This is a genomic window from Deltaproteobacteria bacterium (genome assembly GCA_016208165.1).
In the GTDB taxonomy this organism is placed as follows: domain Bacteria; phylum Desulfobacterota; class Desulfarculia; order JACQYL01; family JACQYL01; genus JACQYL01.
Map to the genome: position 1 here is coordinate 1 of JACQYL010000067.1, position 20,439 is coordinate 20,439.

At 53.2% G+C, this 20,439-nt stretch carries 16 protein-coding genes; 4 read left to right on the forward strand and 12 right to left on the reverse strand.

The genetic code is table 11. From position 1 onward, the window contains the following. The 9 genes from HY788_14420 to HY788_14460 form a co-directional block, all read right to left on the reverse strand. Positions 1-367: RNA polymerase subunit sigma-70 (locus tag HY788_14420; GenBank protein MBI4775340.1), on the reverse strand; the 367-nt coding region annotated here is incomplete at its 3' end. A 279-nt stretch (positions 368-646) separates the two neighbouring features. Continuing rightward, entirely contained in the window at positions 647-1,243 is a 597-nt protein-coding gene (locus HY788_14425; protein MBI4775341.1) for an LEA type 2 family protein, read from the reverse strand. 23 nt (positions 1,244-1,266) lie between these two features. Next, the gene (locus tag HY788_14430; protein ID MBI4775342.1) at positions 1,267-2,061 is read right to left on the reverse strand and encodes an ABC transporter ATP-binding protein; all 795 of its coding nucleotides are present in this window, start codon (positions 2,059-2,061) and stop codon (positions 1,267-1,269) included. Positions 2,062-2,151: 90 nt separating this feature from the next. Next, complete coding sequence (locus HY788_14435; GenBank protein ID MBI4775343.1) at positions 2,152-3,402, reverse strand: ABC transporter substrate-binding protein; 1,251 nt, start codon at positions 3,400-3,402, stop codon at positions 2,152-2,154. Positions 3,403-3,494: 92 nt separating this feature from the next. After that, a complete protein-coding gene (locus HY788_14440; GenBank protein ID MBI4775344.1) occupies positions 3,495-4,625 on the reverse strand; it encodes a branched-chain amino acid ABC transporter permease in 1,131 nt (376 codons plus the stop codon). Between the two features lie 63 nt (positions 4,626-4,688). Then, positions 4,689-5,573 (reverse strand): branched-chain amino acid ABC transporter permease, encoded by an 885-nt coding sequence (locus tag HY788_14445; protein ID MBI4775345.1) that lies wholly within the window; start codon positions 5,571-5,573, stop codon positions 4,689-4,691. 3 nt (positions 5,574-5,576) lie between these two features. Continuing rightward, positions 5,577-7,508, reverse strand: a complete 1,932-nt coding sequence (locus HY788_14450) for an AMP-binding protein (GenBank protein ID MBI4775346.1) — start codon at positions 7,506-7,508, stop codon at positions 5,577-5,579. Position 7,509: 1 nt separating this feature from the next. Beyond that, complete coding sequence (locus tag HY788_14455; protein MBI4775347.1) at positions 7,510-8,331, reverse strand: ABC transporter ATP-binding protein; 822 nt, start codon at positions 8,329-8,331, stop codon at positions 7,510-7,512. A gap of 651 nt (positions 8,332-8,982) precedes the next feature. After that, entirely contained in the window at positions 8,983-10,221 is a 1,239-nt protein-coding gene (locus tag HY788_14460; protein ID MBI4775348.1) for an HD domain-containing protein, read from the reverse strand. Positions 10,222-10,543: 322 nt separating this feature from the next. Here HY788_14460 and HY788_14465 point away from each other — a divergent pair, with 322 nt between their 5' ends. Beyond that, positions 10,544-11,797: a M48 family metallopeptidase gene (locus HY788_14465; GenBank protein MBI4775349.1), complete on the forward strand. Its 1,254-nt coding sequence runs from the start codon at positions 10,544-10,546 to the stop codon at positions 11,795-11,797. Between the two features lie 39 nt (positions 11,798-11,836). On the opposite strand, the gene HY788_14470 is transcribed toward HY788_14465, so the two are convergent. Beyond that, a complete protein-coding gene (locus HY788_14470) occupies positions 11,837-13,159 on the reverse strand; it encodes an LbtU family siderophore porin (protein MBI4775350.1) in 1,323 nt (440 codons plus the stop codon). A gap of 428 nt (positions 13,160-13,587) precedes the next feature. Here HY788_14470 and gpmA point away from each other — a divergent pair, with 428 nt between their 5' ends. From gpmA to HY788_14485, 3 genes are all read left to right on the forward strand, one after another. Then, entirely contained in the window at positions 13,588-14,340 is a 753-nt protein-coding gene (gene gpmA / locus HY788_14475) for a 2,3-diphosphoglycerate-dependent phosphoglycerate mutase (protein ID MBI4775351.1), read from the forward strand. Between the two features lie 225 nt (positions 14,341-14,565). Beyond that, positions 14,566-16,896, forward strand: a complete 2,331-nt coding sequence (locus HY788_14480) for a DUF3536 domain-containing protein (GenBank protein ID MBI4775352.1) — start codon at positions 14,566-14,568, stop codon at positions 16,894-16,896. After that, the gene (locus tag HY788_14485; GenBank protein ID MBI4775353.1) at positions 16,893-17,876 is read left to right on the forward strand and encodes a peptidylprolyl isomerase; all 984 of its coding nucleotides are present in this window, start codon (positions 16,893-16,895) and stop codon (positions 17,874-17,876) included. The genes HY788_14480 and HY788_14485 overlap by 4 nt, the downstream gene beginning before the upstream one ends. 74 nt (positions 17,877-17,950) lie before the next feature. On the opposite strand, the gene HY788_14490 is transcribed toward HY788_14485, so the two are convergent. Further along, the gene (locus HY788_14490; GenBank protein ID MBI4775354.1) at positions 17,951-18,553 is read right to left on the reverse strand and encodes a hypothetical protein; all 603 of its coding nucleotides are present in this window, start codon (positions 18,551-18,553) and stop codon (positions 17,951-17,953) included. A gap of 7 nt (positions 18,554-18,560) precedes the next feature. Next, the gene (locus HY788_14495; protein MBI4775355.1) at positions 18,561-20,054 is read right to left on the reverse strand and encodes a CCA tRNA nucleotidyltransferase; all 1,494 of its coding nucleotides are present in this window, start codon (positions 20,052-20,054) and stop codon (positions 18,561-18,563) included. Between the last annotated feature and the right edge of the window lie 385 nt (positions 20,055-20,439).

The window sequence follows — 20,439 nt, forward strand, 5'->3', positions numbered from 1 at the left end:
AGGGATCGAACTTCTTTACAGCCTGCATCAACCCGATGTTTCCTTCCTGGATCAAATCCAATAGATTCTGCATCCAATATCTTTGGAAATCCAGGGCAATCTTGACCACCAGGCGCAAATTGGCAGTGATCAACCCGTAGGCCGCATCCATATCCCTTTTTTCATAGTACCGGGTGGCAAGATCCTTTTCTTCTTCCGGAGTCAGGAGCTTGTACTGGTTGATTTCCCAGAGGTAGCGACGAAGGGGATCAAATTGCGCCGGAGGGGTCGAATATGTAGGCGACGTGTTCGAAGACTCCGGCTCAGCCCTGGATTTTCGATCCCGGGAAACGTTTTCGCTTTTTGGCGTTCCTTTGCTCTGCTTCATACCTATCTATATAATCTCCGGAGCAAAAACTGGTCAATGAAAATATGAAACAACCCGATTTCCGTAGTTAGGAAGCTCCCGACAGCCGGAGGGTTTAGTCCCGGAAAGAATGCCGTGAGGTTTTATCCGAGAGTGGCGGTGGTAGGACCTGCCGGGGAAGACAAAGAAATACCGACGCTTCGAGGCTGCGTCGGTATCGGACTTGCAGGCCGAACGTATGGATTTCAGGGGTCGTCGAGCGCGTCTGATTTCGCCCGACGACCATCTACAAGCTACTGATTATTCGGGGAATTTTCCTGAGAAAGCGACGACCGCGCTGACGCCGTCGGCGCCGAACTGCGCCGCGCCCTCTTTAACATAGACGGGGAACGAGAAGGCCGAAATTCCCGTCCACCAAGACTCCAGCTGATCGAAAATGGACACATTCTTTTCTTTCAGTTTGAATCCGCCGGTTACACCCAGGCTCATCATGCTCGTTCTCGCGTCGAAAACCGCCGGGACGCGAAGCTCGTTTGTTTTGCCGGCGGGGATCCACATGGACTCATACGCATTTACGGTATTGAGATCGAAATCCTCGAACGCTACCGTAAACCTGAAATCATCCAACACGACCGGATACTCATTCGGGTTGGTTATCTCGAACACAAACGCCAAAACCAGCGGAGCGCCTCGATTGTCGGCTTTTCCTTTGGTCGGCTCTACCTGACTTGAGTAATACCACCAACCCCAGTAGCTTGCAACTTCAACCTGGCTCAACGTAACCGTGGGCATCTTAAAGTTGTCCTGGGACGGTTTGACGGGTATGCATCCTGTGGCGCTAAGAGCGAATGCGAGAACGATCATCAACCCAACTAGGATTATTCTTCTAATTTGCATGCGGGTCTCCTCTTATCAAGGTGTTAGGTAAGCCAGCGTTTCCTTCTCTTGTAGTGCTTGACATCACGGAAACTCTTTCTGCCACCCTTGTCGGTAAGGCCCAAGTAGAAATCCTTGATGTCCGGATTTTGTATGAGCCTTTCCGCTGTATCGTCCATTACGATGCGGCCGTTCTCCATGACGTAGGCATAAGGAGCTACGTTAAGAGCCAGCTTGGCATTTTGCTCGACCAAGAGGATTGTAATATGTTGTTCCCGGTTGAGCTTCGTTATGATGTTGAAGATCTCGTGAATGAGCATGGGAGCCAATCCCATGGATGGTTCGTCGAGAAGGATCATTCTGGGCTCGGTCATAAGCGCCCGGCCAACGACGGTCATCTGCTGTTCTCCACCGCTCACAAAGCCGGCGGTCTCGTTCCTCTTCTCTTTCAATCGAGGAAAGTATCGGTACACCATGTCCAATCCGTCTTTTATCGGACTGCCGCTCTTTCGCAGGTGTGCGCCAACTCTTAGATTTTGCTCGACTGTGAGATGCTCGAACACTCTGCGACCCTCGATCACCTGCACGATGCCCTTCTGAGCGATCTTTTCAGCGAATTGCCGGTCTATCCGATCACCCATAAACTCGATGTTACCATCCGTAACGGCTCCATCCTCATGTTTGAGAAGGCCGGAAATGGCTTTCAGCGTAGTGCTCTTTCCGGCTCCGTTAGCTCCCAACAGAGCCACGATACCGCCGTCACTTACTTCCACGGATACGCCTTTGAGGACGAGTATGACTTCATGATACTTGACCTCAATATTGTTGATCTTCAGGATCGATTCAGAGGATTCCGACAAGGACCTAACCTCCTTGGGATTCTTTACGTACGGATAGCGATTTCTTCGCGATTGGGGATACTGGAACTTCTACCAGCCGAGCCACTCCTTTTCCCATTTTTCGGACCAACGTCCTTTCATATCCACTCGTTCCAGCAGGTCGAACTTGCCTTTCTCCCATTTATATATGTTCACCTGTCCTGCGGGCCTGTGGTCCGTGGCCGTATACGTGACGGGAGAGGCGCCGAGACCTATGGGCCAATCCGCCATGGTTTCGAACCCTTTCTTGAGGATGCCTTCCCCTGCCAGCGATCCCTCTTTATCGGCGCGTTTCATGGCTTCGGTAGCGATAAGAACATTGCCCCAGCCCTGAATGGTCCGGATGAGGCGCTTTTCCGCCGGGATGCCGGGATTGTACTTCTTTGCGTACTCCATCACCTTATCCATCAGGGGCACATTTTCACCGAAAAAGGCGCAAGGGGCGGCGCCGATGGCTCCTTCGGCAGCCTCTCCGGCCAGTCGCGGCAGATTTTCGTCGAAACCCCAGTTATTGATGATGTGATCCGCGCCCAGATCGAGGGCATAGGCATCTCGAAGCGTAGCCGCAACGCTCATCGTGGTGTTCCCATGCCAAACCACGTCCGGCTTGAAATCCTTCATTCCCAGCACCTGACTCTTGGTATCCAAAGCCAGGAGAGACACGTCCTGATCGGGTCCGACCTCGAAGCCCAGCAGAACAGCCTGGTCTTTGACGGCCTTAATGGGCGCGCTGCAGTAAGGAGAAGCGAACATGTAGGAGCACAAAAACCGGGGTTTTCGTTTCTGATAGTCCGCTTTGGTGGGCCATACTTTATCGTACCAGGCGGTGAGAGCGGCTCTGGCATTGGTCGAGTAGTCCGTGGAAAAAAACAAATTGTAGGGTGTTTTCTTGGGATCCGTGAGATGCGCGGAATAGGAGGCGGACACATAGGGCATCTTGTCTTTCGTAACCGTGGGAGACAGCGCCTCTGTGTCACCCGTACCCCATCCTTGCACCAGGCTACATTTCAGTCGTTTGAACAGATTGTACTTGGTTAGGGCTTCAGGGATGCGGTAGCCGTAATCAAACTGGTACAGCTTGATTTCCTTGCCGTTGATGCCTCCGTTATCATTCACGTACCGGTAGGCTTCAGCGATGCCCAAGGCATAGTCCTTTCCAACGTCAGACGTGGCGCCGGTCATGTCGTTCAGCGCCCCGATAATCACCTTTTCGGCCATGGCCGATGGAACACTAAAGCCGGCTGCCAGAACAACGATCAAAGCTGGAATCAACAACCATCTAAAGCAAGTTTCGGATTTCATAGAACCCCCCTTTTTAGCGGATTGCAGGAAAGTTGCCACACTTCTCTACCCAAAGCCGAAGCAGTCGTCACCTCCTTCCTTGTTACTTGTTATTAGTAGGAAAAGGGCCATAAATTGAAGTAGTTCTTGGCCTGCCACCATCGATACGCCAAGCCGTTGGGCTCGTAAATCAGAAACCCGCAAATGGCCAACCCGAACAAACCGTCTTTGACGAACATGGACCGCATCAAAAGCGCCGGAAACACATCGGCCGTGATCATGATAAACTGATTCAGAATCTCGATAAGGATGCCCATGAAGATGGCGCCATAAATGGCGCCGTGCACGGAGCCGGCGCCGCCGATGAGGATAATCCCTACCAGCCAGAGAGAAAGAAACCAGGGAAAGTGCTCCGGACTTATAGCGGCCAGATTGCTCACCCAAAAGGCCCCCGCCACGCCGCCGATGAAACCGGCCACAAAAAAGGCAAAAAGCTTGTACTTGACGATATTGATGCCCATGGTCTCCGCAGCGATGTCATTGTCGCGGATGGCGACCCACGCCCTTCCGACCTTGGAACGAAGGAGATTCAGTAGACCGGCGCAGCAAAGAATGACCAGCACGAGCATAAAATAGTAAATCTTGATACCGGAATCCATGAGCCAGGGACCGATCTTAATGGTCCCCGGCGGCAAGGAGAAGGCTTGGCCCCGTCCGCCAATTTGAGAGACGTACTGTGTCAAGATAAAATCAACGGTGATAAATTGAGCGGCCATGGTGGTCAGAATAAGGTAAAACCCTTTGACTTTGGCCGATGGAAGACCGAAAAGGACGCTCCACATACCGGCCGTTACGGCAGCCACGAAAATACTGACGGGATATGCCAGTCCCCAGTCAAGCATGAACTGCGGCCAGGGAAACTGAAGGATCAACAGGGTGCTCGTATAGGCGCCGACCGCGATAAAAGCCGCATGCCCGAGAGTGACCTGACCGCAATAGCCGATAAGAAGCTGAACACCCAAAGCTCCTAACACATAGTATCCGATCACGATGAATACGGCAAAGGAAAATACCCCGCCGATGAATTCGACTTCTGCGATGTAAGGTTCGAGGAAAGGGAAGACCACAAACAGAAAAAGGAAAAGGAGGATCATCTTCCCCTTAACGAACCCTGTTTGCCACCAGGCGTGATCCTGGGAGTAGTTCTCGTGATAGGTACCGCAAGGCAGGAAAGTCGTCGACATACGATCCGCTCCTTTTACTCAACGATTCTCATGAATTGACAGGAAACAGTCACCACGAGTCGCTTACACCCGCTCGATTCGTTCCCAACCCCACAGACCGAAAGGCTTGAACAGCAGAAAAACGGCCATGAATGCAAAGGGCGCAATCTCTTTTACGCCTCCGGGGAAGTATTGGTCCAAATAGGCCCCGCATAGGTTCTGGAGAACGCCGATGATGATTCCACCTACGATGGCTCCGGGAACGGAGTTCAAACCGCCCAAAACCACGGCAGGCAACACCAGTAGGCCCAAATACCCAACGGAAATATTCAGACCGTTGATGTTGCCCAGCAGGCTGCCTCCAACACCTGCAGCCATGAACGCAATGGACCAGGCGGCCGCGTAAACAAACCGGGCGCTGACTCCGATAGAGAGGGCGGCCATCTCGTCGTCCGCGGTGGCCTGCATGGCCAAACCCCATTTTGTATATTTAAAGAACCCCACGAAAACGACGAGCAACAACAAAGCTACCACGAAACTCCATAGATACACACGGCCTATGACCAGAAAGCCGATGCGTATCGGCTCCATGGAGAAAACCGCAGGAGTGAAGACCCGGGTGTCCGTTCCCCAGATGATTTCGACTACGGCTCTGAAGAAGAAAGAAAGGCCTACCGTCACCATGATCACCGTCAGCACCGGCTCGCCAATGAGTTTGTCGAGGAAAATGCGCTCCGTAAGGATACCCAATATAAGTCCGATGATCAGCGAAATACCCACGGCCAGAACGAAGGGAACACCCGCCTCGTAGAAACTTAAGGATACATACGCTCCGATCAATGTGAGCTCGCCCATGGCAAGGTTCAGAACACCGGAACACTTGTAGATCAGCACCCAACCCAGCGCGATCAATGCATAGATGCCGCCCACCATGACGCCCGTTGTAATCGTCATCAAAAATAGTTCCATTGCTTACTCCTCTGAAACAGCCAGATCGGTCACGCGAAGATCGGTCTTGATATGCGTCTCACGTCCGTCTTCATATTTTATGGTGGTGTCAATATGAATGATTTCCTGATCGCCGTAGAGCCCTTCTACAATGTTCGAATATCTCCCCTCCACGAAAGCTCGCCGCAGCTTTCTCGTGCGGGTTAGCTCGTCATCGTCAGGATCGAATTCCTTGTACAGATTGATGAACTTATGAATTCGCGCCGGGGAGGGGAGGTCTTTGTTCGCTTCCCCGATCTGTTTGGCAATGAGAGCGCAGATCTCCTCCTTTTGCGACAATTCGTGGTAGGATGTGTAGTTGAGTTTCTTCTCATCGGCCCACCTGCCCACCACTTCATAATCGATACACGTGACCGCGGTCACGAAAGGCCTCTCATTACCGATCACCCAGGCGTCCTTGACGTAGGGGCTGAATTTGAGCCTGGTTTCAAGGTATTGAGGGGAAAAGAGGCGGCCGTCCGAAAGAGTCATAACGTCTTTGCTGCGGTCAAAAACCACCAGATGGCCGTCTTCATCGATGAACCCCTTGTCTCCGGAATACAGCCAGCCATCCACCAAGGTGTTCTTAGTCGCTTCGGGATTCTTGTAATACCCGAGGAATACTGAAGGACTTTTCGAAATGATTTCACCACCTTCCGTGATTTTGACTTCCGTGCCCGGAAGGGGAAGTCCTACGGTATCGAACTTGATGCTGCCGTTTCGATGAACCACACTGATTCCCGCGATCTCCGTCTGACCGTATATCTGCTTCAGGTTCACGCCCAAGGCATGGAAAAAACGAAAGTGATCGGGACCCATGGCCGCCCCGCCGGTGTAAGCATTTCGAATGTTCGAAAGCCCGAGATGGTCTCTCAGCTTCTTGTGGACGGTCCAGTAACAGAACTTCTGCAGCACTTTCCAATGAAAGGGTACGGGTTTCTTGTCGAATCCGAGATTGGCGACCTTATAGCCCACCTTCATGGCAAAAGTGTACAGATTGCGCTTGATCCACGTGGAATCCAAATGTTTGACTTGCACCGTTCGGGTCATCTGCTCATACATACGGGGGGGAGCAAACATGACGTGGGGTCCGATTTCCCGGATGTTCTCGAGAGCGGTTTCAGGTTCCTCGGGAAAATTGATCGTATAGCCAATCTGAAGTCCGCACGAGATGGACATCATTTGCTCTCCAATCCATGCGAACGGCAAATACGAAACAAAGTCGTCCGTGGGTTGGCATGGATCCACCGCCATGAGGTTGTGCCCCATGGTGAGCATGTTATAATGCGTCAGAAGGGCGCCCTTAGGGAGTGCGGTCGTGCCCGAAGTATAGAACAGAAGCGCGATATCATCCCCCTGCCCTTCGTTGATGCGATCCTCGAAAAGCCGGGGTTCTTTTCTGTCCAGTTTGCGTCCCAGTTCCATGACTTCTTTGAGACTGATCAACACGTTTTGCTGGTAATTGCGCATTCCTTTCGGGTCGTCCCAGACGATCTTTTCCAGCTTCGGGCATTCATCGAGGATGGAAAGTCCTTTATCCACCTCTTCTTGGCCCTCTCCCACCAGAAATTTGGTGTCCGAATGATCGATGATGTATTTGACTTCTTCCATCAGCGAATCCTGGAAGAGCCAGACACCGATGCCTCCGGCGCAGAGCGCCGCTATTTCCGTCCAGAGGCCCTCGGGCCTATTATCGCCTATGAGCGCTACCTTATCTCCCCGTTCGAGGCCTAAACCGATCAGTCCCAAAGAGATCAATTTCACTCGATCTAGATAGTCCTGCCAGGTAAGGGGGCGCCAGACGCCGAATTCTTTCTCCCGCATGGCGATTCTGGAAGCGCCGTATTTCCGGCACTGTTGCAGAAAAAGCTTGGGTATGGTCAGGTCTTTACTAATCTCGACGGAAGGACCGGTCATATTATCTCCTCGTAGCATAAAGATCTTCTTCCCCAAGATAGGCCTTGATCACCTCCGGATTGACCTGGACTTCCTGGGGAGTCCCATCCGTGATCACGTTTCCGAAATTCAACACCAATACGCGATTTGATATGTCCATTACCACACCCATATCATGCTCTACCAGAACACAGGTCACCCTCCAGCGCTCTTCTTCGTTCACATCCAGGATGAAGCGCGCCATATCCTCCACTTCCTCGAGATTCAATCCGGCGAGCGGTTCATCCAAGATCAGGAGTTCGGGTTCAAGGGCCAGCGCCCGGCCTAGTTCAACCCGTTTTTGCAGGCCGTAGGGAAGCATTCCCACGGTCTTATGCCGGATGTGTTCGATTTCCAACAAATCGATGATTTCTTCCTCGATGAACCTACGATGGTTAAGCTCCTCCTTGGCCGTCTTTCCCACATAGATACTGCCGGCGGCAATCCCCGACTTCATGTGGATATGACGACCGAGGCGGATGTTGTCCAACACCGTCATGCCGCTGAACAGTTCGATCTTCTGAAACGTGCGGGCGATGCCAAGCTCCGCCCGTCTGTGGGGGCTCAGCCGGCCGATGTCTTTTCCGGCGTATCGGACGCTTCCCCGTTGGGGCCTGTAGAGACCGTTGATGCAATTCATCATCACGGTCTTCCCCGCACCGTTGGGGCCTATGATGGAATGAATTTCCCCTTTTGCCACCTGCAGCGAAACTTCTACAAGCGCGGCCACCTTGCCGAAATGCATATGAACGTCTTCCAGTTCGAGAAGGACGTCTCCCTCTTTGAGGCCACTTCTTGGGACCATCTGGCTAACCTCCGAGTAACCTGGCGCTGCCGGGCAAGGCAACAATGATGTTTGAATACGGTGCGCAACCAAATCGGATTCGTTCTGGTCAAGTTGGATCAAGCAATTTCAACAAAAAACGAAAACTCAAAAAGCCATCCCCGACCGCATTGGCTCGGAAAGGGTGGCTTAAGAAACCGCATGTTCAAGTAAGCGGGGACAAAACTGAAGGGCTGATGTTAAAGGAACCAAAAACTTGTCCCGTACCCTCGCCTGTTTTTCTAGTACGGAGTTGAACGCGCTGGGGAGCGGCATGGATCCAAGGCACACTTCTTTCGCAACATTCCTTTTCTAAAGTTTTCAGGACGGCGTACAGCAGCGTTCTTCTTTGGAATGGGGTCGGGAACAACCATGGAGACGACCTACACACTGCTTCGTCTATCCTCCCACAGGAACCACAGAAATCCATTTCAAATTTTACCAAAAATCACAAGAAGTTAGATGACCTGTTCACCTGCAGGGGCACCTAACTTCTTGTCATGTTCTACATCCTTTGTCAAGGCAAAAACTGCTTTGAATCCACCTAAAAATCCAATATCGTCAAATACTAGTGCTGTATACAGAACGACCGCTTTTCTAAGTCGAACGGGGTACGGACAAGTTGTCGTTACTTTAGAACCGATCCGGAAGATGCTGGGGAATCAGCCGGCGTCGAGCACACTGCAAGAAGTATCGATCGGTCATTCCGGCGATGAAGTCACGCACGACCTCCTCATGTGAGTGCGTATCTACATAGTCTCGCTGCATCTGGTCAAGATAATCCAGAAAGATCTCGCTGTCCGTGCGTTCCAGACGGAGATCTTCCAGAAAGCCTGTAAACAGCTCAGCGTAGAGTCTGGCGATTTTGGGGCGCTCCGTTTTGATGAGCGGATTCGAATAGATGTGTTCGCGATTGAAATTAAGGAGTTCGCCAAGCGCGTGGACCATCCCTTCGCTCAAACAGAGCGTGTCCCGATCGAGACTGCTTTCGGCGACGTCTTCCACGAGTCGATACACAATGGTGCCGTTGGAGCGGCCCAGCGTTTTCACCACATTCGGCGGGATTTGCTCGGGCCGGACGAGGTTCAGTCGCATGGCGTCTTCCAGATCCCGCCCGACATAGGAGATTACATCGGCAATGCGGACCACGGCTCCTTCCAAGGTACCGGGAAGAGGCTCCAGGTTGCGGTCTTCCTGTTTGCGCGCTAGATCCCGATCCAGCTCTTCGAATCGGGATCTATGGACGGGTTTTATCGACGACAATAGCCTCTCGCCGTCGTGACAGAAAATGCCGTCCAGCACCTGCAGCGACAGATTCAGTCCTTTCCCGCCCGATTCGATCTGTTCCAGGAACCGAACACTCTGAATGCTGTGCTGATAAGAGGGCATTCCATGCTCCCGGCACAATGCATCAAGGATTTCCTCGCCGTCATGGCCGAATGGCGGATGCCCGATGTCGTGACCCAGGGCGATGGCTTCTATCAGATCTTCGTTGAGACGGAGAAGCCTCCCTACCGTTCGCGCGATCTTGGACAACAGTTGCACGTGGAGCACGCGATGCGTAATGTGATCATTCCGAATCAGATAGAACACTTGGGTCTTGTCGATGTATCGGGCATAGGAAAGCGAGTGGAGTACTCGATCCACGTCGATGGCGAATTGAAGCCGATGACCATGGAGCGCCTTCGGGTCAGGATTTCTCCGCAGCGCGAATCGGCTGCGGGCGGCATGAGGACTGAGCCACAGGTCTTCCCGTTCTTCAAGTTTTTTTCGAACGTTATCTAAAGGCGAATGACACAACGTATCGGACACGCTGAACCTCGGTCGGAATCTTTTGGAAGCGTACGTTGCAGCGGATGCTTCGAAGGTCATAATACCAAAACCCTGTTGAAATACAACATACCCTCACCCCTTTCTCTCTGGGAGTGAAGGCAAATGATCCGTCTCCGGTAAACGGAGAAGCAACGACCGTGACATACGGATCATCCGGCCGGACCTCCTTCCCGTACTGGAGCAAAGGGGTCGCAGGGATATTCCTTAATTTTTCGACGTGCTTATGGCATGATAACCTTGTTTCCTTGGGAAAAGACGCTTCGAAGGCCTGAAGGCTGGATTTTCACGATTCGAACAGGTAGACCGGAAGCAAACCGAGGCTGGACGCTTCCGGTCTCCGAATGAGGGAAGGTAACGAGTTATGATCGAGTGGAACCCCGTTCTCGTCGTGTTCCTATCCGTGTATGTGTTTCAGAGCGTGTTTGATCTTTGGCTCGAGAAGTTGAATCGCGATCATTTGAGGAAGTGGGGTGACCGGGCGCCCGATTCTTTCCGCACGGTGCTTGACGCAGAAAAGCTCGGGAAGATGCGCGCTTATACGATCGAGAACAGCAACTTCGATAGCTTTCAAACCCTGATCTCCGACGGCTTGCTGATTGCCATGATTGTGTTCGGGTTTTTTCCGGGCATCGAGCGTCCCATACAGGAGTGGGGCTTGACCCTTATACCGGCAGGGCTGATCTTCATGCTGGCGGCCGGGACGGTTTCCTTCCTCATCCATCTGCCTTTCGATTATGCTCACACGTTCGGGATCGAACAGAAATTCGGCTTCAATCATTCCACCTTGGCGATCTGGATCTCGGATCACATCAAGGCGGCAATACTGAATCTTCTCCTCGCTTCGATCCTCTTGTCCGCGTTGCTCTGGACCATCAAAGCGTTTCCGGACCGATGGTGGCTGGCCGCTTTCGCCATCATCTCCGGGATTCAACTCCTGCTGAGCGTACTCTATCCAATAGCGATCGCTCCGTTGTTCAACAAGTTCGAGCCGCTCAAGGACCAGGAACTGGCTCAAAAAGTCCGGGACCTGACGCGAGAAAACGGCATCCGCATTAAGAAGATTCTGCAGATGGACGCAGGGAAGCGGAGTCGCCATACGAACGCTTATTTTACCGGCTTCGGTAGGACAAAGAGGGTGGTTTTGTTCGACACGCTCCTTAATTCGCATTCGCAAGATGAGATTCTCGCCGTGCTGGCTCACGAGATGGGTCATCATAAAGGCCGCCACGTCTGGAAGCAGTTCGGGCTTTTTGAGGCCGCCATGTTTGCCGGCTTGTATGTGAGCTACAGGCTCCTGGATTGGCCTCAACTCTATTCGGCGTTCGGTTTCGTAACCATGAAACCTTATGTCGGGCTCTTCTTATTAGGGATTTTCTGGCAGAAAGTGGGTTATTTTCTCAGCCCTTTGTATATGGCGTTATCCAGAAGGCACGAGCGGTATGCGGACTCGTTTGCAGTGAAGCTGTTGAAAACGGGAAGACCGATGGCCGCTGCCTTGAGGCGTCTAGGCGTGGACAATCTGAGCAATCTGACTCCCCACCCTTTGTACGTACGTTTCCACTACTCCCACCCGCCTTTGGTCAAGCGGGTGGAAGCCCTGGAACCAGAAGCCTGAGAACATCCGGCGGATCGAGACCCGCGGAACGACCGGTTTTCAGAATTCGACGGCGAGCTGCGACGTTACCACATCTTCCTTGTCCAGATCCTCGTCGTTGTCATCGTACACGCCATGCAGATATTCGATGGACCAGGTGGTGAACGGGAAGATCTCCCACCCGAACACGCCGCCGTAACGCACTTGGGGAAGCAAGGAATACAAATCCATCGACCGTTCGTACTTGCCGGCAACCTGGAATTTCTCCAGAAAACTGAACGCCAACTCGAGATTCCAGGCGCTGGGCTTGGCCGATCTAGCCTCCTCGTTCAACACCGCGAAGTCGAGTTCACCGGGACGAAAGTCGTCCAAGGAAGTAACATATTCCGCCGACAAAGAAACCGGGCCGACGCTCCCTATGCCGAAAACCGAAAATCCGGCCACCAGCTCTTGCAGTTTCCGGTCCGGAACCCGCTCCGACAGCATATCCGAATCGGCCAGGTTACTGAAATACGAAGCGCCCAGCTTTACCCTGAAAAGTCCCAGAGTCCCTTCCGGATTATATACCTGAGCATTCGCCCACCAACTGTTGATCCGATCATCTTCTTCATCGGAAACATCACCGTTGAAACCGCCAATGCTCAAGTTGGCCCACGTTCCCACATATCCTACGGCCGCGGCGCTTTCTCGGGTTTCGGCAACCTCCAACGTCAATGGGTCGGAAATGAAATACGTATTGAATTCTCCGTAAGAGGGATAGAACCTCCCGGCCAGAAGATAGAAGGGAAAGGTCTCTGAAGCGCCCAACGTAATGGTCCCTTCGTCGACATCCAAAGGTTCCGTATCGTCTTCCTCCCACAACAGTATCAGATGAGCATTGACATATTCATGGATCGGGGCGTCGAACTCGAGCTGAGCGGTAGCCAACGTGATATCGGAGGTCTTCTCGTCTCCTTTGTCTCCTTTTCTTTCGAGGCTTGAATAGGAAGCCTCGATTTCTACAAGGCCGTTTACCGTTACGCGATGCGAGATTTCATCCAGAATGCCTTTCATACCCTTGTTCTCCTCCCCAAGGCGCGTCAATTCAGTGGAAACGCGTTCGTCCTCGGATCGAATACGATCGAACTCTTGGTGGGAGGACTTTTGCTCCCCGGCGGCGCTCCGCTGCCGGATCTCCTGCTCCAGTTCTTGAACTCGTTCTTTCAATAGTTTCAATTCCAGGAGCAACTCCTCATTGGACATCTGAGACCGGCTCGGAACATGAGAAACAAGCACAACGAACACACCCAGCAGAACGATGAGGACGCCTTTCAGATACATTTCAATCTCCTTTCCCGATCCGCCCCTCCTGGTGAACGGGACGGCCGGCAACAAAAAAGCCATGAAGCCTCTTCCCCCTTCTGGGGGAGCGTCTTCATGGCCCATAAAATACTTTCCGCGGCTTGCCTGAGGCATCGTCGCTGCCTTTGGCCCCGACAGCGACCTCGAAGCAAAAAAGTTATACCGCCGACTCTGCGTGACCTCGCCACACAGCGAGACCTAAACCGGCGTAAACACAGCCTCAAGACACAATAGCAGACCTTCGTGGTCCGCTTTACGGTGCGTAATAGACCAGATCGTCGGGAAATTGTCAATAAGCTTTCCACTCAGGGAAGTGTTTCGAATGGTGACAAAAGATGAACGGGTCTCTCCACCTTGATGCGATGGAGATGCGAGGGACGGACCGGGGGATGAATTCGCTTGGATTTTTCCCGGCGTTTGGGTATATAGGGGTAAATTTTGTTCAAAAAGCCGGAGCGGGTAGGTGGTTCATGCTGAAATTAGTACTATTGCGGCACGGTCAAAGCACTTGGAACCTGGAGAACCGTTTCACTGGTTGGACGGACGTGGATCTGTCCGAACAAGGCGTGCGTGAAGCCAAGGATTCCGGGAAGCTTTTGAGATCCGACGGCTACGTCTTTGACGTGGCCTTTACGTCCGTGCTCAAACGGGCCATCCGAACTTTATGGATCGTACTTGACGAAATGGACCTGATGTGGATACCGGTGCATCGTTCCTGGAGGCTGAACGAGCGGCACTACGGTGCGCTTCAGGGCCTGAATAAGAAGGATACCGCGGACAAATACGGTATGGATCAGGTGCATATTTGGCGTCGGAGTTACGACGTCCCCCCTCCCCCACTGGAGGAAGCGGACAGCCGGCATCCAAAACACGATGCACGATATGGCGGTTTGGACGCAGGGGCATTGCCTTCCACCGAGTCTCTCAGGAATACGCTCGATCGTGTCATGCCTTTCTGGCATCAGACCCTGGAGCCGGTGTTGCGTGAGGGCAAGCGGGTGCTGGTAGCGGCCCACGGAAACAGTCTGAGGGCCATGGTCAAGTATTTGGACGGCATTTCGGACGAAGAAATCGTCGGGCTTAATATTCCCACGGGTGTACCTTTGGTCTACGAGCTGGATAACGAGCTGAGGCCCTTGAAACATTACTACTTGGGGGATGAGGAGGCTGTAAGGAAAGCGACGGCCTCCGTGGCGGCTCAACTGGGAAAGGATCAAACGTAACCAGGCTCTCTGAGGCTCCTTTGACCGTTCGAGTCCGGCTTTCAAATCAGATTAGAACCTCGTTCGCCGGCGAACGATTAAACGATTCCATATCCGGAACCATCCTATGTGCGATTCCCGGCATGGACCAGCGGTCTTCCGAAAATCCGCCGTGGCTCGGTTCGCCTCATTTCCCTGCAGCGAAACTTTAAAGCCGAGTATTGCCCCGGTTCAAGATCGAGTTTTATGCATCGTTACATCTGTATTCACGGCCACTTTTATCAGCCGCTGCGGGAAAATCCCTGGCTCGAGGAAATCGAAGTTCAGGACTCCGCTTTTCCTTACCATGACTGGAACCACAGGATCACTGCCGAGTGCTACGCCCCCAACACCGCTGCGCGAATAGTCGACGCCGGGGGTCGAATATCGGAACTGGTGAACAACTATTCCAAGATCAGCTTCAACTTCGGACCGACCCTGCTCGGATGGATCGAGCGGCACAGACCGGACGTGTATGAGGCGATTCTCGGCGCGGACCGACTGAGTATGGAGAGGTATTCCGGACACGGGTCCGCGATGGCCCAAGCCTATAACCACCTCATCATGCCGTTGGCGTCCAAGCGGGACAAGATAACGCAGGTACGGTGGGGCATTGCCGATTTCCGGATGCGATTCGGCCGAAATCCCGAAGGGATGTGGCTTCCGGAGACGGCCGTGGACGAAGAGACACTGGACATACTGGCTGACCAAGGCATCAAATTCACTATTCTCGCCCCGACTCAGGCAAAACGGTTTCGAAGACTGGGCAAGGCGGAAACTTGGCAGGATGCGAGCTATGGTCAAATCGATCCGAAAACCGCATACGTGTGCCGGCTGTCGTCGGGCAGGGCCATAGCCCTCTTCTTCTACGACGGCGCAATTGCGCATGAAGTTGCCTTCGGAAGTCTCCTCATGAACGGGGAACGCTTTGCCGGGAGGTTACTCGGGGCCTTTTCCGAGGACCCAAACCGGGCCCAAGTTGTCCATATCGCTACGGACGGCGAAACGTACGGCCACCACCACCGCTATGGAGAAATGGCGCTGGCCTATTGCCTTCACGTGGTCGAATCCCACGAAGGAGCCAAACTCACCAACTATGGGGAATTCCTCGAGAACCACCCACCGGAATTCGAAGTTGAGATTCTCGAAAATACGTCCTGGAGTTGCGCACACGGCATAGAGAGGTGGAGGAGCAATTGCGGCTGCCGTGTGAGCCACCGACCCGAGTGGACCCAGGAATGGCGGAAGCCTTTGAGAACCGCGGTGGACTGGCTCAGGGATCTGGCCGCCGGCCTGTATGAGTTCGAGGCGGCCAAGTATACCGAGAAGCCATGGGAGGCTTGCGAGGCATATATCGAGGTGATCAGCGACAGGGCAAGGGTGCGGGCGGAACGCTTTCTGGAAGCTCACGCAGGCCGGACGCGTTCCGCGGAAGAAAAGGTCCGGGTTCTGAAACTGCTCGAGATGCAGCGGCACGCCATGTTGATGTACACCAGTTGCGGTTGGTTTTTCGACGAGATCTCCGGCATCGAAACCGTCCAGAATCTCCAGCATGCGGACAGGGTTCTTCAACTCGCGGAGGAATTCACGCATGAATCGTTGGAAGCCACCTTTCTGTCTCTTCTCGAGGTGGTGCCCAGCAACCGATATCGGAACGGGAAAGAAGTATACGAACAGCTCGTTCGACCTAACCGGGTCGACCTTTTCAGAGTAGCCGCCCACCACGCCATATCATCGCTGTTCCAGCGGCGTCCGAGCCAAGCGACAATCGGGCAATACGAGGCGCATACGAGATGCTTTGAGCAGGAGGAGGCGGGACGCTTGAAACTGATTGCCGGACTCAAGACCATTTTCGAAGAGCTGAGAATCGCGTTCAGGAAGTCGTCCGTCTCGCAACTTGTTCGCACCATGGATAAGCATTTTGGCAACCATTCCTATCACATATCGGATCTGTTCAAAGACAGGCAAAGAGAGATCATCAATCGCGTTCTCGAGGCCGACTATGCTCAAATTGAATCCTCGTACCGGCAGACCTACGAAAACAATTATCCACTGATGTGTTATCTGGAAAGCCTGGGAATGCCTCTGCCGAAACCGCTGTCCGTGGTGGCGAACCACATCGTTAATCTGAATCTGAAATCGGAGCTGAAGAGGAGCGACACCAATGGAACGGATCTCGAGGCCTTGACCCGCGAGGTTGAGCGCTGGTCCATAGACCTGGACAGGAAGAATCTGGCGTTTTTGGCAAGTTCGTGCGTTAAGCGTCTCGTGCGCCAGGTGATCGAGAAGCCTGAGAGCGTGCGGCTTCTGGAAAACACGGTACGGGTGTTGGAAGTGCTCAGGTCTTGGCAACTTGACTTCAATCTTTGGGAGGCGCAAAATGAATTTTTTCTCAAAAGGCGACAACTGCTGGATCGTCTGGCGAGTATGAAGGGTCCTGAAGACGGGGCCGCCTCGAATCAAATGCAGATGTTGCGACGTTTAGGTCATATGCTCTGCATAAACCTCGACATAGATATTCCAAAGGAGATCGTATGAATCGAAAAGCCGTGTGGGCGCTCGCTTGCGCCCTGTTCGTCCAAGTGTCCTTGATAGGAGGAGGCTGGTGCTCGGACAACTCGAAGGAAAGCACTCAAGGACTGGCTGCTATGGTGAACGGCAAACCCATCACTGTGGCGGCACTCGAGAAGAACCTCGTTATAGCCCAAAAACGATACGAAGCGATGAAGAAGAGGCTCACGGATCAAGAACGAAAGGAACTGAGGAGCACCGTTCTGAATACGATGATCGAGGAAATTCTGTTGGACGAAGTTGCGGATCGCGAAGGCGTGCGCGTTGACGACGCGGAGGTCGATTCCGTCATTGAGACATTCAAAGGAAAGTACCCTACCGAGGCGGCGTTTCAAAAGGCCGTAAGCGACGCCGGCTCGTCGCTCGATGAACTCCGGCAGAATATCCGTCGCGGCAAGCGTATTAAGAAACTTTTGGATAATCGATTCGAGCTGAAGCCCGGTGAAGCGGAAACGATGGCGCAGTCATACTACGAGAGTCATCCCGACGAGTTCGTTCAGGAAGAATCGTATAAGGTCGGCAACATCCTCATTCGAAAGAGCGAGAAAGCGGATACCTCCGTGCAGGAGGAGGCCCGAAAAAAAGCGGAAAAGGCTTTGAGCCGAATCAAAGCCGGCGAGAATTTCGCCGATGTGGCCAAAGAAGTCTCTGAAGGACCTCGAGCCAAGGAGGGGGGCGATTTGGGATACATAACGAAGGGGCGCATGGTCCCGGAGTTTGAAGCTGTCGCGTTTTCTCTGAAGCAGGGCGAAGTCAGTGACATTGTCGAGACGCGATTCGGATACCAGATTATCAAGGTGTATGACATCCGAAAAGGCAAACGAGTTCCGTTTGACAAAATCAAGGTTTCCCTCACCCGGAGAATGGAGCAGGACTTCGGGCGCGAAAAGACAAACGAATATGTGTCTTCACTTCGAGAGAAAGCCAAAATCGAAGTTTTTCAATAAGGAAGAGCGAGGCCGGACAAGCTCCGAGCGCCGGCCCGGCCGTCGGACAAAGTACGCATCGGGAAATTCTTGGGCTATACAGGACGTGAGACGGGCTGAGGAAGGTAGAATGCGTATTCGCTTCCCAGTATGAGGAATTGTTCGTCTGTTTCCTCGCGGATGGCCTGAAACAGTTCCTGCAGGGTCTCCGCTCCCTGAAGATGCCGGGAAAAGTCATTTTCGCTTCGATGGTAAGTGGCCATGGGAAGCAGGAAATGGTGTACTTGGCCATGCCATTTGACCCGCAGTTCTTCCTTGAGCTTCTCCAAAGTCTTGTAGAACGCGCGCACCATAACCGTCCTCAGTATGGAATGGGGAACGAGAATCATGCATTCCATCAGGCCGGCCAGATAATACACGTCGCGCATATGATCGGCGTCACGTCGCCACCGATAAAGAGCCCAAAGAGTAGCATCCGTACCGTGGTGCAGTGAGAAGTGGTTCGGCGTTTTCGGCGGGTAAGGATGTCCCTTCTTCCTGGATTCCTCGCGGTATTGTTCGAAACGGCGGGATTCTTCCTTTAACAGTTGCATGGGCGAGCCGCCTTGCCAGTCACCCCAGCGCATTTCCAGTGGCTTCCGGGTAATGAGATTGTCGTCTGCCTCGGATTCGGGCCTGAATTGGATAATGTCCGCCATATCGTCTCTAGGGCGCCGCGGTTGTTCCCGTGACGCCCTCGACTATTTTCCGAGCCTCGCCAAGGGCTTCTTCTCGTGTTCGGATGCTCCCCTCGATGACACCGAGTTCGATGCGTCGTAATATTTTACCATAGATCGGGCCCGGTGGGAGTTCGAAAATCGACCGGATGTCATTGCCGTTGATCAGTGGGGCGCGCCTTCTGTCGGGCAAGGACTTCTCTATGTAGATGGCGGTGAGATTGTACAAGCGGGGCGTCACGTGAGACAAATCTCCGCCGGCGGATTTGGGTCCCAGCGTGGCTTCATAGTCTGCCAGGAAGAGCAGAACCCACCCCCAGAAATCTGTTCCGGCTCGCTGGACGCATCTGCCCATGGCTCGTGGGGTAACTCTGGGAAGGGTGAGAATCTGTCCTATTCGCATGTGATTCCTCACCAGATTGCGGACCCATTCGGCTTCCCTTCGAGCCGGTGCGACCCTCGCCAGAAGGGGTACGATTCTTTCCGATCCCACGAATTCGTGCCTGAAAAAGCGGACCCGTCCGCCCTGATCTACAAACCGGCACTCCGGCTTTCCGACGTCATGAAAGAGGGTAGCCAACTTTAGCCAGAACGACCGTTTTCGATCCGGCACCATTTCTTCGGCCAGGTAGTCCCGAACACGGCTTCGATGTTCGACCGGTATGGATTGGAGGGTTCGGATGTGTTGTTCCAGTCTTTCCAGGGCAAACAGCGAGTGCTCCCACACGTCCAGATGATGGTATTCGTTTTGGGAGACGCCGCGCATACGATCGATAAAAGGGAAAAGAACCGACAAGACCCCGTCCCGATCCATGTCGCGCACGATTGAACTCGCGCGCTCCCCATCCAGAATCAGGTTCCATTCGTCTCGAACCCGCTCCCCTGAAACCGCTTTCAATCCGGAGTTCGTTTTCAAAGCCCTCTGGAGATTCAAGTCCAAGCGAGCCCCGATCTGTGCGGCAAAGCGGTACGCCCTCAATATACGGAGCGGATCGTCTTCGAAGGCTGACGGATCGGACAGGCGCAGTAATCGTTGCCGTAAGTCCGATTCGCCGTTCAAGGGGTCAATCAGTCCCCGTTCAGGGTGGAACAGGTCCAATGCCATGGAGTTGATCGTAAAATCGCGTCGTCTTAGATCCTCCCGGATCGTCGGTCCCCTCAATCCGGTGAAGTCGATGAAACGGCCTGCTTCATCGTCTGCCTTCCGAACAATTCGAAACACGGTTTGGCGATGGTCCAGGCGAAACCACGAAGCGCCGAGGTGGTTTGCCACTTCGCGAACAAAGGACTCCTCCGCTACGGATCCGGCAATATCGAAATCCACGGGCTTCAAGCCGAGTAGCAGGTCACGAATCGCTCCCCCGACCACAAATGCCGTCCGTCTTTCCTTTTGAGCCAAAGAGTGAATAAGTGCGAGGGCGGGTTCCCGGAGACAGGTTTTCGTCAGCGTTTCACCCCGCAGGTCTTGTTCCGGAAGAGACATATCAGCACTGGATTCGACCGCAGAAGCGTTCGGTTTGCCCCTAGATAGTTCCATTGACAAGGTAAATGACAAGTTAAGTTGACATCTTCCACGAGTTAGGTATAATAATCAAACTGCGGTATGTTGTGTGTGGAACCGCAAATTTACGTGAAAGAGATGACACCATGAGCAGAAGAAAATCTGTCAAGTCGATACGCAAAGAAAACCGCATGAAGGCGAATATGAGAAACAAGAAACGTGTTTGCCGTAAATGCGGTCAAATAATTGAAGGGCCGAACTACTTTTTTTGTGATTCTTGCCACCGGACTGTTTCCAAGACTGTCGCCTAGCTCGCCGCAGTTTCGGCCGCATTCAGGCGGCGGACACCCGTCTTGCTCCTACCGAA